Annotated in this window: 13 protein-coding genes; 5 read left to right on the forward strand and 8 right to left on the reverse strand. The window is 75.6% G+C overall.

The features are described from left to right. Positions 1–96 precede the first annotated feature (96 nt). From ACI8AR_RS11055 to ACI8AR_RS11080, 6 genes are all read right to left on the reverse strand, one after another. Positions 97–2700 carry a bifunctional FO biosynthesis protein CofGH gene (locus ACI8AR_RS11055; protein WP_457051069.1) on the reverse strand — a complete coding sequence of 868 codons (2604 nt, stop codon included), beginning with the start codon at positions 2698–2700 and terminating at the stop codon, positions 97–99. A gap of 36 nt (positions 2701–2736) precedes the next feature. Beyond that, on the reverse strand, positions 2737–3237 hold the full coding sequence (locus tag ACI8AR_RS11060) for a flavin reductase family protein (RefSeq protein ID WP_457051070.1): 501 nt from the start codon (positions 3235–3237) through the stop codon (positions 2737–2739). Positions 3238–3338: 101 nt separating this feature from the next. Continuing rightward, positions 3339–4334 carry a dihydroxyacetone kinase subunit DhaK gene (gene dhaK, locus ACI8AR_RS11065; RefSeq protein ID WP_457051071.1) on the reverse strand — a complete coding sequence of 332 codons (996 nt, stop codon included), beginning with the start codon at positions 4332–4334 and terminating at the stop codon, positions 3339–3341. Beyond that, positions 4331–4978, reverse strand: coding sequence for a dihydroxyacetone kinase subunit DhaL (gene dhaL / locus ACI8AR_RS11070; RefSeq protein ID WP_457051072.1), 648 nt, complete (start codon positions 4976–4978; stop codon positions 4331–4333). The genes dhaK and dhaL overlap by 4 nt, the downstream gene beginning before the upstream one ends. After that, positions 4975–5841, reverse strand: a complete 867-nt coding sequence (locus ACI8AR_RS11075) for an HAD-IA family hydrolase (RefSeq protein WP_457051073.1) — start codon at positions 5839–5841, stop codon at positions 4975–4977. Before ACI8AR_RS11075 ends, dhaL begins: the two co-directional genes overlap by 4 nt. Before the next feature lie 10 nt (positions 5842–5851). Continuing rightward, positions 5852–6712: a class II fructose-bisphosphate aldolase gene (locus ACI8AR_RS11080; RefSeq protein ID WP_457051074.1), complete on the reverse strand. Its 861-nt coding sequence runs from the start codon at positions 6710–6712 to the stop codon at positions 5852–5854. 129 nt (positions 6713–6841) lie between these two features. Here ACI8AR_RS11080 and ACI8AR_RS11085 point away from each other — a divergent pair, with 129 nt between their 5' ends. Both ACI8AR_RS11085 and ACI8AR_RS11090 read left to right on the forward strand, forming a co-directional pair. Next, entirely contained in the window at positions 6842–8266 is a 1425-nt protein-coding gene (locus ACI8AR_RS11085) for a dihydrolipoyl dehydrogenase family protein (RefSeq protein ID WP_457051075.1), read from the forward strand. A 167-nt stretch (positions 8267–8433) separates the two neighbouring features. Continuing rightward, positions 8434–8736, forward strand: coding sequence for a hypothetical protein (locus tag ACI8AR_RS11090; protein WP_457051076.1), 303 nt, complete (start codon positions 8434–8436; stop codon positions 8734–8736). 4 nt (positions 8737–8740) lie between these two features. Here ACI8AR_RS11090 and ACI8AR_RS11095 read toward each other — a convergent pair whose 3' ends face one another. Next, positions 8741–9523 carry a transglutaminase-like domain-containing protein gene (locus ACI8AR_RS11095; RefSeq protein WP_457051077.1) on the reverse strand — a complete coding sequence of 261 codons (783 nt, stop codon included), beginning with the start codon at positions 9521–9523 and terminating at the stop codon, positions 8741–8743. A gap of 69 nt (positions 9524–9592) precedes the next feature. On the opposite strand from ACI8AR_RS11095, the gene ACI8AR_RS11100 reads away from it, so the two are divergent. Next, the gene (locus ACI8AR_RS11100) at positions 9593–10393 is read left to right on the forward strand and encodes an SGNH/GDSL hydrolase family protein (protein ID WP_457051078.1); all 801 of its coding nucleotides are present in this window, start codon (positions 9593–9595) and stop codon (positions 10391–10393) included. Positions 10394–10447: 54 nt separating this feature from the next. Here ACI8AR_RS11100 and ACI8AR_RS11105 read toward each other — a convergent pair whose 3' ends face one another. Then, positions 10448–12466 carry a putative bifunctional diguanylate cyclase/phosphodiesterase gene (locus tag ACI8AR_RS11105; protein WP_457051079.1) on the reverse strand — a complete coding sequence of 673 codons (2019 nt, stop codon included), beginning with the start codon at positions 12464–12466 and terminating at the stop codon, positions 10448–10450. A gap of 250 nt (positions 12467–12716) precedes the next feature. Between ACI8AR_RS11105 and ACI8AR_RS11110 the strand changes: the two genes are divergently transcribed. After that, positions 12717–13085, forward strand: coding sequence for a VOC family protein (locus tag ACI8AR_RS11110; protein ID WP_456927010.1), 369 nt, complete (start codon positions 12717–12719; stop codon positions 13083–13085). 42 nt (positions 13086–13127) lie between these two features. Next, on the forward strand, positions 13128–14168 hold the full coding sequence (locus ACI8AR_RS11115; RefSeq protein WP_457051080.1) for an LLM class flavin-dependent oxidoreductase: 1041 nt from the start codon (positions 13128–13130) through the stop codon (positions 14166–14168). Positions 14169–14277: the final 109 nt, after the last annotated feature.

Consider the following 14277-nt stretch of genomic DNA (forward strand, 5'->3'; position numbering starts at 1 on the left):
ACGATCCTGGGAGACGTCGGCGCTCACCGCAAGCCCGACGGGCTGTCCTCCTGGGGCGGCCCGCCGCGCCCGAGCCACGGGGTCGCTCCCGGCGGCTCAGACGGGGGTGATCGAGAGGGTCAGCGCGCGGCGGCCGGCCTCGGAGCGGGCGGTGCGCAGCCGCTCCTCGGACGGGGTGCCGTAGTCGGTGGTGCGCTGCCGCGCGGGCCGGCCGATCGCCGCGGCCATCGCCTCCAGCTCGGCGATCGTCTTCAGCGAGCCGTTCTCGCTGCCGGCCATCCGGCTGATGGTCTCCTCCATCAGCGTGCCGCCGAGGTCGTTGGCGCCGCCCCGCAGCACCGCCTGGGTGCCGGCGTCGCCGAGCTTCACCCACGACGTCTGGATGTTGCGGATGCGGCCGTGCAGCAGCAGCCGGGCGACGGCGTGCACCGCCCGGTTCTCCCGCACCGTCGGGCCCGGCCGGGCGACACCGGCGAGGTAGATCGGCGCGTTGTGGTGCACGAAGGGCAGCAGCACGAACTCGGTGAACCCGCCGGTCTCGTCCTGCTGGCGGGCGATGGTGCGCAGGTGCGCCACCCAGTGCGCCGGGGTGTCGACGTGGCCGTACATCATCGTCGACGTCGTCGGGATGCCCACCCGGTGCGCGGTGCCGATGATCTCCAGCCAGGTCGCCGCGGGCAGCTTGCCCTTGGTCAGCACCCAGCGGACGTCGTCGTCGAGGATCTCCGCCGCCGTGCCGGGGACCGAGTCGAGCCCGGCCTCCTTCGCGGCGAGCAGGAAGTCCTCGAACGACAGCCCGGTCCGCGCCGAGGCGTTGACGATCTCCATCGGGCTGAACGCGTGCAGGTGGATTCCCGGCCGCCGGCGCTTCACCTCACCGATCAGGTCGAGGTAGGCCGAGCCGGGCAGGTCGGGGTGGATGCCGCCCTGCATGCAGATCTCGGTGGCGCCGGCGGCCCAGGCGCGGTCCACCCGGTCGCCCACCTCGGACAGCGACAGCGTGTAGGCGTCGGCGTCGGTGCGCCGCTGCGCGAACGCGCAGAACCGGCAGCCGGTGTAGCAGACGTTGGTGAAGTTGACGTTCCGGTTGACGACGTAGGTGACGTCGTCGCCGGTGACGTCGCGGCGGACGGCGTCGACCAGGGCGCACAGCGCCTCGAGGTCGGGACCGTCGGCGCCGAGCAGCGCGAGGTACTGCGCGTCGGTGAGGCCGGCGGGGTCGCGCTCGGCGGCGCGCAGCGCGGCGGCCACCTCGGGGTCGCCGACGGCGAGCGCGGTGGAGGAGCCGTCGCGGGCGGACTCGGTGCGCGCGCGGAGGTCGGCCCAGTCGCCGTAGACGGCGTCGAAGTCCCCGCGCCGGTCGCCGGTGCGGCCGACGGTGTCCACCTCGACGTGCAGGTCGGTGCGGCCGGAGGACACCCACGCCTCGTCGGGCTCCTGCCACGGCAGCCCCGCCGGGATCCGGCCCTCGACGGCGAGCCCGTCCGGCCCGGCCAGCGCGGCCACGTGCGGGCGCACCCGCGGGTCGAGCCACGGCTCGGGCTCGAGCACGTAGCGCGGCTGGGCGGCCAGCCGCTCGCGCAGGGTGAACCCGCCCTCGGCGGTGAGCGCGGCGAGCTTGTCGGTGTTGGGCCAGGGCCGCTCGGGGTTGACGTGGTCGGGGGTGAGCGGGGAGACCCCGCCCCAGTCGTCGACGCCGGCCCGCAGCAGCAGCCCGAGCTCGGTGGAGTCGGACAGGTTCGGCGGCGCCTGCACCCGCGCCCGCGGGCCGAGCAGCAGCCGGGTGACGGCGACGGCGGCCACGTACTCCTGCAGTGCGAGGTCGTCGTGCGCGGCCATCGCGGTGCGCGGCTTGGCGCGGAAGTTCTGGACGATGACCTCCTGCACGTGCCCGTGCCGCTGGTGCGCGGCGCGGATCTGCAGGACGGCGTCGACCCGCTCGGCCGGCGTCTCGCCGATGCCCAGCAGCACGCCGGTGGTGAACGGGACGGCGGAGCGGCCGGCGTCCTCGAGCACCCGCAGCCGGACCGCCGGCTCCTTGTCGGGGGAGCCGTAGTGGGGGCCGCCGCGCTCGGACCACAGCCGGGTTGCCGTCGTCTCGAGCATCATCCCCATCGACGCCGCGACCGGCTTGAGCCGCTGGACCTCCTCCCAGGTCATCACCCCGGGGTTGAGGTGCGGCAGCAGCCCGGTCTCCTCCAGCACCCGGACCGCCATCGCGCGCAGGTAGGCCAGGGTGGAGTCGAAGCCGTGCGCCTCCAGCCACTCGGCGGCGACCGGCCAGCGGTCCTCGGGGCGGTCGCCGAGGGTGAACAGCGCCTCCTTGCAGCCCAGCGCGGCGCCCTGCCGGGCGACGTCGAGCACCTCGTCGGGGGAGAGGAACGGCGCCTTCCCCTGGGCCCGCAGCTGCCCGGGCGTGGTCACGAAGGTGCAGTAGTGGCAGCGGTCGCGGCACAGGTGGGTGAGCGGGATGAACACCTTGCGGCTGTAGGTGACCACGCCGGGGCGGCCGGCCGAGGCGAGGCCGGCGTCGCGCACCCGGGAGGCGGCGGTGAGCAGACGGTCCAGCGGCTCGCCGTCGCCGAGCCCGCGGGCCGACAGCAGGGTCTCGGCCTCGCCGGCGTCGAGGGTCACGCCCCGCTCGGCGCGGGCGAGGGCGCGGCGCAGCGCGGACGGCACGGGGGTCTGGGGCTCGCTCATCGCCCCCGAAACTAGACCCGGTCCGGCCGCCGGGCCCTAGTGAGTCCCGGGGGCGTCGACGTAGCGGCCGCGCAGCCGGAGCAGGGGTGCGGCGTCCTCGCGCAGCACGGGCACGTCCTCGACGGCGAGCAGCGCCAGCACGTGGTCCCCGGCCGGCACCAGCCGGTCGAGCCGGCAGTCCAGCGCGACGACGCCGCCGTCGAGCACGATCGCGCCGCTGCCGGCCGCCCGCGACCACGGCACCGACTCGAGCAGGTGCCGCGCCGAGGGCCGCCCGGCGGAGGAGAACCGGCTGGCGAGGATCGCCTGCCCGGCGGCGAGCACGGTGAGCCCGCAGGTGCCCACGGCCTCCAGCACCTCGGCCGGGTACCCGTCGGCGGTCAGCCCGACGGCGACCAGCGGCGGGTCGGCCGACACGCTCATCACCGAGGTGACCGTCGTCCCGACGTCGTCGATGTCGTCCCGGACGGTCAGCAGCGCCACCCCTGCGGCGTACTGCCGCAGGGCGGCGCTGAACTCGGAGGGTGACACCGGCATGGCGGCCAGTCGACCACAGCCGGTCAGGGGAGGTGCCGGAACGGCCACCCTCCAGGAGCCCACGCCGAGCCTGCGAGGCGTGGGGGAAGGGTGGTCCTCCGTCAGAAGACCCGGACGGCGACCTCGGCGGGCGCCGCCAGCAGGCGCTCGACCTCCTCGTCGAGCCGGACGAGGGTCAGGGAGGCGCCGGCCATGTCGAGCGAGGTGCAGTACTCGTTGACGTAGCTGCGCGCCACGGTGATCCCGCGCCGCTCGAGCTGCTCGTGCGCGCGGCGGAAGAGGATGTACAGCTCGCTGATCGGCGTGCCGCCCAGCCCGTTGACCATGAGCGCGACCCGGTCGCCGGAGACGTAGGGCAGGTCGGAGACGACGGGCTCCAGCAACTGGTCGGTGATCTCGTCGGCGCGGACCAGCTCGCGGCGTTCCCGGCCGGGCTCGCCGTGGATGCCGACGCCCATCTCCATCTTGTCGGGGCCGAGGTCGAACAGGGGCGAGCCCTTGGCCGGCGGCGTGCAGGCGGTGAGCGCCACCCCCATGGTGCGGGTGACGGAGTTGACCTTCTCCCCGACCCGTACCAGCTCGTCGAGGTCGGCGCCCTCCTCCGCGGCGGCACCCACGGCCTTCATGACGAAGAAGTTCCCGGCCACGCCGCGGCGGCCGACGGTGAACGTGGAGTCCTTGACCGCGACGTCGTCGTCGATGGTGAGCACCCGGACCCGGATCCCCTCGGACTCGGCCATCTCCCGGCCCATGTCGAAGGCCATCCGGTCGCCGGTGTAGTTGTTCACCAGCAGCAGCACGCCCTTCGGGGAGGCCAGGAGCTTGGTCGTCTCGTAGACGTAGTCCATCGGCGGGGCCGCGAACACGTCGCCGGGGCAGGCGCCGTCGAGCATCCCCCTGCCGACGACCATGACGTGCGCCGGCTCGTGACCGGAGCCGGACCCCTGGACGATCGAGACCTTGTCGTCCCGGGGCGCGTCCGCGCGCATGATCAGGTTGTAGTCCGGGACGTACCGGAGCGTGTCGGGGTTCGCACGGGCGATCCCCTCGAGCATCTCGCGGACGTAGTCCTTCGGGTCGTTGACGAACTTCTTCACGAGGACGCTCCCTGTGTCTGCCAGGCCTGGCTGACCCGGTCGGTGATCACGGCCACCGCCATCGCCCCGGCGTCGACCGAACCCCTGCTGCGCTCGCCGGTGTAGGCCGCGCGCCCCCGCTGGGCGACCATGTCCTTCGTGGCCTCGGCCGCGTCGCGGGCGGCCCCGGCGGCGGCGGCCAGCGCGGTGGGGACGTCCGAGCCGCCGTGCAGTTCCTGCTCCAGCCGGTCGGTGTAGGGCACCAGGGCGTCGATCAGGGTCTTGTCGCCGACGTCGGACTGCCCGCGGGCCTTGATGCCGTCGATGGCCGCCCGCAGCATCGCCACGACCTGGTCGCCGGAGAGCTCGTCGGTGCCGCCGGCCTGCATCCCGGCCCGCATGAACGCCGTCCCCCAGATGGGGCCGGACGTGCCGCCGATGCGGGAGCTGATGACCATGCCCGACTTCTTGAGGAACGTGCCCGGGTCGCTGCGGTCGAGGTCGGACCAGCCCCCCAGCAGCTTCTCGAAGCCGCGGGCGAGGGAGTAGCCGAAGTCGCCGTCACCGACGACGGCGTCCAGGTCGCCGAAGTACCGCTCGTTCTCGATCGCCGTCTCGGCGATGGTCCGGACGACGAGTTCCACCCGCTGCTGTGCACCGCTCACGCCGTTCCTCCCTCTGCCGGCCTGTCCGCCGGACCCTCGACCGGGTCCTGCACCCCTCCGGAGGCCGGGCCGGAGCCGGCCGGGACCGGCTCCGGGGCCAGGCACGCCCGCAGGTCGTCGAGCGTCACCATCTGCCGGGGCCGTGCCGCGCCGCGGTTGGCGAGCACCTCGACCGGAGGCCGGCCGGGGTCACCGAGCTCGGAGACGACCAGCACCGCCTCCGAGAAGTCCTCGTCCCGGGTGTAGCCGTTGACCGTGACCAGGCAGCGCAGCCCGGCACCGGTGGCGGCCAGCAGCCCGTTGCGCGAGTCCTCGACGACCAGGGTGTCGGCCGGGTCGAGCGCGAGTCGCTCGACGGTGAGGGCGTAGATCGCCGGATCGGGCTTCTTGGCCGGGACGACGTCGCCGGCGAACAGCGGGATGCGGGCGGCCGCCTCGGCGCCGACGGCGTGGACCAGCACCGCGCGCACCGACTCCTCGGCGGAGGTCGAGGCCACCGCGACGGTCCAGCCGGCGTCGAGCGCGCCGTGGACGATGCGGCGGATGCCGGGCCGCGGGGGCAGTGCGCCCGCGGCGACGAGCTCCCTGAACCGCGCCGTCTTGGCCCTGTGCCAGCGGGCCAGCAGGTCCGCGCGCTCGGCGTCGTCGTCGGGGATGCCGGCCTGCCGCACGAGGTCCGGGTCGTGGAAGAGGCTGGCCATGCGCTCCTTGCCGCCACCGATGCGCAGCTTCTCCGCGTACTCGTCCTCGCTCCAGCGGACCGGCAGGCCGAACTCCTCGAAGGTGGCGTTGAACGCCGGGAGGTGGCCGTGGCGCTCGGTGTCGGCCAGCACGCCGTCGCAGTCGAAGACGAGCGCGGTCACCGTGCCTCCCTCACCAGGCCCGTCCCGCGCCGCCGAAGAGCCGGATGTGGCGCCGGGCCATCTCCACGACCGCGGCCCGCTGGTGGCGGAACAGCGAGGGCGGGTCCCACCGGTCCCTGGCCCGGGCCTCCTCCAGGTGCTCCAGGCCCGACCGCATGAAGGCCTCCTTGAGCGCCGTGGAGATGTTGACCTTGGCGCAGCCGCGGGCGATGAGGTCGGTGAACTGCTCGTCGGTCAGGCCGGTGCCGCCGTGCAGCGCCATCGGCACGCCGGTGGCCGCGACCAGGTCGCTGACCCGCTGGTGGTCCAGCGTCGGCGTCCCCCGGTACTGGCCGTGCGCGTTGCCGATGGCGGGCGCGAAGCAGTCGACCTCGGTCCGCTTGATGAAGTCGACGGCCACCTCGAGGCCCAGCAGCACCGACGCCTCGTCGGAGCCGACGTCGTCCTCGACGCCCTGGATGCCCTCGATCTCCCCCTCGACGTGCGCGCCGTGGCGGCGCGCCTCGGCGACGACCTCCTGGGTCTGGCGCAGGTTCTCGGCCACGTCGAGCTCGTGCGCGTCGAACAGCACCGAGTTCCACCCGCCGGCGAGGCAGTCGCTGATCACCGACCGGTCGGGGCAGTGGTCCAGGTGCAGGGTGACCGGCACCGGCACCTCCCGCACCAGTGCCGTGACGACGCCGAAGAGCTGGTCGCGGCCGTACTGACGGACCGTCTTCACCGAGGTCTGCAGGATGACCGGGGCCCGTTCCTCGACCGCGGCCGCGAGCACGGCCTCGATGGTCAGGTCGTTGACGACGTTGAAGGCGGCCACGCCGTACCGGTCGGCCAGCGCCCGGTCGAGCATCTCCTTCATCGGGACGACGGGCATGGGACCCCCCAGCGCTGTGGTCCAGGTCACCGCGCAGCATGCCCGACACGGGTCCTGGTGAGGACCGGTTCCGTCGCGCCGCCAGGTGGTCGGCGCGCCCGCCTCCCGTCGGGCCGTCACGATGAGCGCATGGACGGTACGCGGACCGGCGAGTACGACGTCGTCGTGATGGGAGCCGGCTCGACCGGGGAGAACGTCGCCGACGTCGTCGTGCGGGGCGGGCTGTCCGCGGTGCTCGTCGAGGAGCACCTCGTCGGCGGGGAGTGCTCGTACTACGCGTGCATGCCGAGCAAGGCGCTGCTGCGCGGCACCGAGGCGATCGAGGAGGCCCGCGCGGTCAGGGGCGCCGCGGCCGCGGTGACCGGCGAGCAGGACGTCACCGCCACCCTCGAGCGGCGCGACTCCTTCGCCGGCCACTGGGACGACGCCGGCCAGGTGCGCTGGGTCGAGGGCGCCGGCATCGACCTCGTCCGCGGCACCGCCCGGCTCGAGGGCGAGCGCACCGTCGTCGTGACCCGGCCCGACGGCGGGGAGACCCGGCTGACCGCGCGGCACGCGGTCGCCGTCTGCACCGGGTCGGAGCCGGCGGTGCCGCCGGTCGAGGGCCTGGCCGACGTCGAGCCGTGGAGCCCGCGCGAGGCCACGAGCGCCAAGGAGCCCCCGCGCCGGCTGCTGGTGGTCGGCGGCGGCTACGTCGGCTGCGAGATGTCCTCCGCCTGGCACGCCCTCGGCTCGCGGGTGACGCTCCTCCAGCAGGGCGACCGGCTGCTGCCCGGCGCCGAGCCGCAGGCCGGGGACGCCGTGCTCGCCTCGCTGCGCGACCGCGGCGTCGACGTCCGGCTCGGCGCCGAGGTCCGCGCGGCCCGCCGCGAGCACGACGAGGTGGTCCTCACGACCGCCGAGGGCGAGGTCCGCGGCGACGAGGTGCTCGTGGCCGTCGGGCGGCGGGCGCGGACGACTGCGATCGGCGTGGACAGCGTCGGGCTGGAGCCGGGGGAGTACCTCGACGTCGACGACACGCTGCAGGTGCGCGGGCTGCCCTGGCTCTACGGCGTCGGCGACGTCAACGGCCGCCGGCAGCTCACCCACATGGGCAAGTACCAGGCCCGCCAGGCCGGCGCGGCGATCGTCGCGCGGGCCCGCGGTGAGGAGGTGCGCGGGGACGACTGGTCGCCGCACACCGCCACCGCCGACCGCGCCGCCACGCCCTCGGTCGTGTTCACCGACCCGCAGGTGGCCAGCGTCGGCCTGACCAGCGCCCAGGCGGAGGAGCGGGGCCTGCCGCACCGCGTCGTCGAGTACCCGATCGGCTCGGTCTCGGGGGCGGCGCTGTTCGCCGACGGCTACGAGGGGACCGCGGTCGCCGTCGTCGACACCGAGCGCGAGGTGCTGCTCGGGATGACCTTCGTCGGCCCGGCGGTGGCCGAGCTGCTGCACGCGGCGACGATCGCCGTCGTCGGGGAGGTGCCGATCGCGCGGCTGTGGCACGCGGTCCCGGCCTACCCGACGGTCAGCGAGATCTGGCTGCGGCTGCTCGAGACCTGGCGCGGCTGAGCCCCCGGGATGCGCCTCGGGCTGGTCCTGCACCCCACGCGGGACTCCTCCGCCGCGGTCCGGCAGGTCACCGAGTGGACCGCCGGCGCCGGGGTGCAGCTGCTGGCCGACCGCGACGACGTCGCCCGGCTGTCCCTGACCGGCGTCACCGCGGTGGCGCGCCCGAGATGCGGGGCATCTCGCGCACGGTGCTGCTCGGCGCCCGGGAGACCCTGGCGCTGACCATCGGCGCCGGGCGGCCGGCGATGGAGTTCGACGGCGTCCTCGGCGGCCGGCTGCAGCCCGGCGACGAGGTGACCGTCTCCTACCGCCCCGGCGCCGGGCAGCTCGTGCGGATCGAGGGCTCCCGCTCGGCGCAGCGCAGCCGGGCCGAGCTCCCGCTGGACCTGCCGTTCCTGCCCGCCGAGATGGTCGAGCTGCTCCCGAGCGACCTCCGCGAGCGGCTGCGCGAGGCGCCCGAGGAGGGCTGAGCGCTCAGGGCAGCGGGAACGGCGCGCCGTCCGGCGCGGGCAGGTCGCCGTCGACGGCGGCGGTGACGGTCATGCCGAGGAACCGCGCCCCGCCGAGCGTGGTGAGGAAGGCGGTGTCGGCGGCGTCGCGGCCCGAGCAGATCCGCACCAGCGACGACGTCGGCGCCAGCCGCGTCGCGTCGACCACGCACCACGTCCCGTCCACGTCGGCCTCGGCGACGGCGTGGAAGTCCATCGGGTCCAGCCCCGGCGCGTAGACGGCGACCAGCCGCGCCGGCACCTCCAGCGCGCGCAGCAGGGTGACCGTGAGGTGCGCGTAGTCGCGGCACACGCCGCGCCCGGCCAGCAGCGTGTCGACGGCGGTGTCCACCGGGCGGCTGGCGCCCGCGGCGTAGACGAGCCGGCGGTGCACCCAGTCGGTCACCGCGCCCACCAGCTCGGCGCGGGGCAGCGAGCGGTCGAACTCGGCGGAGGCGAACCCCTCGAGCTGGTCGGACGGGCAGTAGCGGCTGGGCCGGATCGCCTCCGCCCACGCCTCCGGCGTCACCGCCCGGCCCGGGCCGCCGCGCTCCGCGGTCGCGGTGTAGGTGACCTCGGTGGTGCCCGCCTCCAGCCGGACCCGGTGCACCCGCGCCTCGCCCACCCGGACCTCCTCGACCTCCAGCGGGCGCCCCTCGCACAGCACGGTCAGCGTCTCGGTGGCGGGCGCGGCCACCGCCACCTGCAGCAACGCGGTGGCCGGGCCGGCCGAGGAGAGGGTGAGCGAGGCGGCGACGGAGGTCGGCATGCCCGAGATCGTCGCCGCGGCCGGGGTCCCGGCGCGCTGTGTGCTCGCTCACCGTGCTGCAGTGGATCCGTGCCCGCACCGTCCCGCAGCTCCTGGCGCCGCTACGTCGCCCTCGGCGACTCCTTCACCGAGGGGCTCAGCGACCCCGACCCGGCCCGCCCCGGCGAGTACCGCGGCTGGGCCGACCGGCTCGCCGGGCACCTGGCCGAGGCCTCGCCGGGCGCCGACGTCGAGTACGCCAACCTCGCCGTCCGCGGGCGGCTGCTCCCGCAGGTGCTCACCGAGCAGGTGCCGGTCGCCCGTGCGGCGCGGCCGGACCTGGTGAGCCTGGTGGCCGGCGGAAACGACCTGCTCCGCCCCGGCGCCGACCCCGACGTGCTCGCCGCCGCGCTGGAGGAGGCGGTGGCCGGCTTCCGCGCCGACGGCGCCGACGTGCTGCTGGCCACCGGTGTCGACCCGCGGCTGACGCCGATCATCCGGCGCACCCGCGGCCGGGTCGCGGTGTTCAACGCCTCGCTGTGGTCGATCGCCGCCCGGCACGGCGCCGTCGTCGTCGACCAGTGGGGCGCGGACTGGCTGCTGGACTGGCGGCTGTGGGACAGCGACCGCATCCACCTCACCGCCGAGGGACACCGGCGGATGGCGCTGGCCGCGGCCGACGCGCTCGGCGTCCCGGTCCCCGGCGACGGCGAGTGGCGCACCCCGCTGCCGCCGGCGCCGCCGCGGGCGCTGCGTGCGGCCCTGGCCGAGGAGGCCGCGTGGGTGCGCGGGTTCGTCGCGCCGTGGATCGCCCGCCGCCTGCGCGGCCGGTCCTCCGGCGACGGCCGCGCCCCGAAGCGGCCGGTGCCGCTGGCGCTGCCGCGCGGCTGAGCGTGCCCGTCCGCGGAGGTGCACCGTGCACCTCCGCGGACCGGCACGGGGGGCTCAGGCGGGGTCCGCGTCCCCGTCGTCGTCGGGCTCGTCCTCGGGCTCGTCGTCGGTGGTGGTGTCCTCCACGACCACGAGGAACGGCCGGGAGGCCGGGGGCTCCTCGGCGTCCTCCAGCGGGAACAGGTCGACGCCGTCGCCGCCGGCCGGGTCCGGCACCGGGGGCAGCTCGCCGGTGACCGCCTCCAGCTCGCCGGTCACCGCCTCGAGGACGGCGGCGGCCTCCTCGGCGGCCTGCTCGACGAGCACCTCGGCCATCAGCGCCTCGGCGCGGCTGGGCAGCGGCGCGGGCCGGCCGAACGCGTAGCCCTGCGCCATCGCGCAGCCGTGCCGGCGCAGCCACTCGGCCTGCTCGAGGTCCTCGATGCCCTCGGCGATCACCTGCAGGCCCATGCCCTGCCCGAGCTGCAGCAGGCCCTGGACCAGCGCGGCGGTGGAGGGCCGGGTGACGACGTCGGCGACGAACGACCGGTCGATCTTCACGGTGTGGATCGGCAGCCGGTGCAGTGCGGTGATCGCCGAGTAGCCGGTGCCGAAGTCGTCGAGCGCCAGCGTCACGCCGCGCGCGGTCACCTCCGACACCGCCTGAAGCGTGGCCTCGGCGGCGAACAGCGCCGTCGACTCGGTGATCTCCAGCTCCAGCCGCTCGGGCGGCAGACCGGACTCCTCCAGCGCGGCAGCGACCAGGTCGCTGAAGCCCTCCTCGGCCAGGTGCCGGGCGGAGACGTTCACGTGCACGCGCAGCCCGGCCGGCCAGCCGGCGGCGTCGGTGCACGCCTGGCGCAGCACCCAGGCGCCCAGGCGGGAGGTGAGCCGGTTGTTCTCCGCGGCGTCGAGGAACGCGCCGGGCGGCAGCAGCCCGCGGGTGGGGTGCTGCCAGCGGATGAGCGCCTCGTAGCCGAGCAGCGTCTCGTCGGCCAGGGAGACGATCGGCTGGTAGAACAGCCGCAGCTCGTCGCCGTCCAGCGCCCGGCGCAGGTCGGTCTCCAGCTGCAGCAGGTCGACCTCGTCCTCGGTCAGGCCGCCGTCGTGCACCTCGATCCGCGCCCGGCTGCCGTCCCGCTTGGCGCGGGTGAGCGCGCTGTGCGCCTGGCGCAGCAGGTCGTCGGGGGCGACGTCGGAGCCCATGGTCAGCCCGACGCTCGCCGACAGCACGATCTCGCGGTTGCCCAGCTGGAAGGGGTCGTCGAGCACCGACAGCAGCCGGTCGGCCAGCGCCCGCAGCCCGTCGAGGTCCTCGACGTCCTCGGCGAGGATGAGGAACTCGTCGGCGCCGAGCCGGACGGCGGTGTCCTCGACGCGGGTGCTCCAGCGCAGCCGGTCGGCGACCTGGCTGAGCAGCTGGTCGCCGGCCTCGGTGCCGAGGGTGTCGTTGACCGCCTGGAACCGGTCGAGGTCCAGGTGCACCAGGCCCACCTGCAGCCCGCGGCGGCGGGACAGCGCGAGGGCGTGGGCGAGCCGGTCGGTCAGCGCACGGCGGTTGGGCAGCCCGGTGAGCTGGTCGGTGAAGGCCCGGCGGACCAGGTCCTCCTCGGCGCGCCGCCGGTCGGTGACGTCGACCAGCGACAGGACGACGAAGTGCGGCTCGCCGGTGGTCCGGTGGACGACGGTGTGCGACTGCTGCACCCACAGCTCGGTGCCGTCGGCGCGGCGCAGGCGGCGCTCGCCGTCCCGGCGCAGCCACGGGTCCAGGGCGGCCTCGACGCCGGGAGCGCCGTCGCCGTCGGGGATCGGGGCCTCGTCGGGGTGGGCGAGCAGGTCGACGTGGCGGCCCACCACGTCGTCGATGCCGCGGCCGGACAGCGCGCACAGCGCGTCGTTGACGACGAGCAGGTGGCCGTCGAGGCCGACCAGGGCCTTGGGGACCGGCGAGTTGAGGAACAGGGCGCGGAACACCTGGCCGCGGTCGGCCAGCAGCGTGTCGATGGCCCGCAGCCTCGTCCCCGCCGGTGCACCGCTCGGCTCGCCGGGCTGGTCGGCCCGGGGCCGGGGCACGTGGGGGGCGCTGAGAGTCACCTGCACAGGGTGGCCGACCGGACGGCCGGAGCAGCGGAACCCGCACACGGAGAGTCGTGGTCGGTCGCTCACGTTCCGTCACGGCGGGAGGCTGCCGTGTCGTCCGGTGCGCGTGGGACGTCGCCGTGAGCAGCGCCTCCACCCGGGTCCGCGGTGTCCGGACCCCCGGGTCTCCGCCGCCCGCGCCCGGGAGGGTGCCCGCGCACGGCTCCGGGGAGCAGGGTGGGCGCCCCGAGCGGAGGAGCGCGTCATGGACTGGAAGCTCGAGCTGGTCGCCGTGCCGGTCAGCGACGTCGACCGTGCGATCACCTTCTACACCGAGGGCGCCGGGTTCCACCTCGACCACGACCACCGGGTGAGCGACGAGGTCAGGTTCGTGCAGCTCACCCCGCCGGGGTCGGCGTGCTCGATCGCGATCGGCACCGGCCTGCTCGACGTGCCGCCCGGAGCGGCGCAGGGGCTGCAGCTCGTCGTCCCCGACGTCGAGCTGGCCCACAAGGAGCTGACCGGGCGCGGCGTGGAGGTCAGCGAGGTCCAGCACCTCCCCTGGGGGTCGTTCGTGTTCTTCAGCGACCCGGACGGGAACGGCTGGGCGGTCCAGCAGCTGCCGCCGCGCTGACCGCCGGGGAATCCCGCGCCCGGCCCGCGTGCTGTGCCGGGCATGGACGTCGGCAAGCGCATCGGGTTCCTGTCGTTCGGTCACTGGCAGCCGCTGCCCGGCTCGGAGGTGCGCACGGCGCGGGACGCGCTGGTGCAGACCGTCGAGCTCGCCGTCGCCGCCGAGGAGCTCGGCCTGGACGGCGCGTTCGTCCGGGTGCACCACTTCGCGCGGCAGCTGGCCTCGCCGTTCCCGCTGCTGGCCGCCATGGCCGCGCGGACCTCGCGGATCGAGCTCGGCACCGGCGTCATCGACATGCGCTACGAGAACCCGCTGTACATGGCCGAGGAGGCCGCGGCCACCGACCTGCTCGCCGGCGGCCGGCTGCAGCTCGGCGTGAGCCGGGGGTCGCCGGAGACGGCGCTGCGCGGCTCGGAGGCGTTCGGCTACGTCCCGCCGGAGGGGTCCTCGGACGCCGACCTGGCGCGGGAGAAGACGGCGCTGTTCCTCGCCGCGACCCGGGGCGCGACCGTCGTCGACGCCGACCCCGGGATGACCGGCGGCGCCCGCGGCCGGCTGGCGATCCAGCCGCAGTCGCCGGGCCTGGCCGACCGGATCTGGTGGGGCGCCGGCACCCGGGCGACGGGGGAGTGGGCCGCCCGCCAGGGGCTGAACCTCATGAGCTCGACGCTGCTGTCTGAGGACACCGGCGTGCCCTTCGACGAGCTGCAGGCCGAGCAGATCGCCCGCTACCGCGCCGCCTGGGCCGAGGCCGGGTGGGACCGCGCGCCGCGGGTGTCGGTGAGCCGCAGCGTGATCCCGATCGTGTCCGACCTCGACCGCGCCTACTTCGGCGACGAGCGCCGCTCGTCGGACCAGGTCGGCCTGCTGGAGGGCGTGCGCGCCCGCTTCGGCCGCAGCTACGCCGGCGAGCCCGACCAGGTGGCCGAGGAGCTGGCCAAGGACGCCGCCGTCCGCGAGGCCGACACCCTGCTGCTCACGGTGCCGAACATGCTCGGCGTCGAGTACAACGCCCGGCTGCTGGAGAACGTCGCGCGCCACGTCGCGCCGGCGCTGGGCTGGACGCCCGCCGCCGCGCGCTGACGCACGCACGCGAGAGGCCCGGGGGGCGGGGGGGGGGGGGGGGGGGGGCGCTGGGGGGGGGGGGGGGGCGCGGCTCGGCCCCCACGCAGCGGGGCGGGCGGGGCCTCTT

The sequence above is a fragment of the Geodermatophilus sp. SYSU D01036 genome (assembly GCF_054050435.1).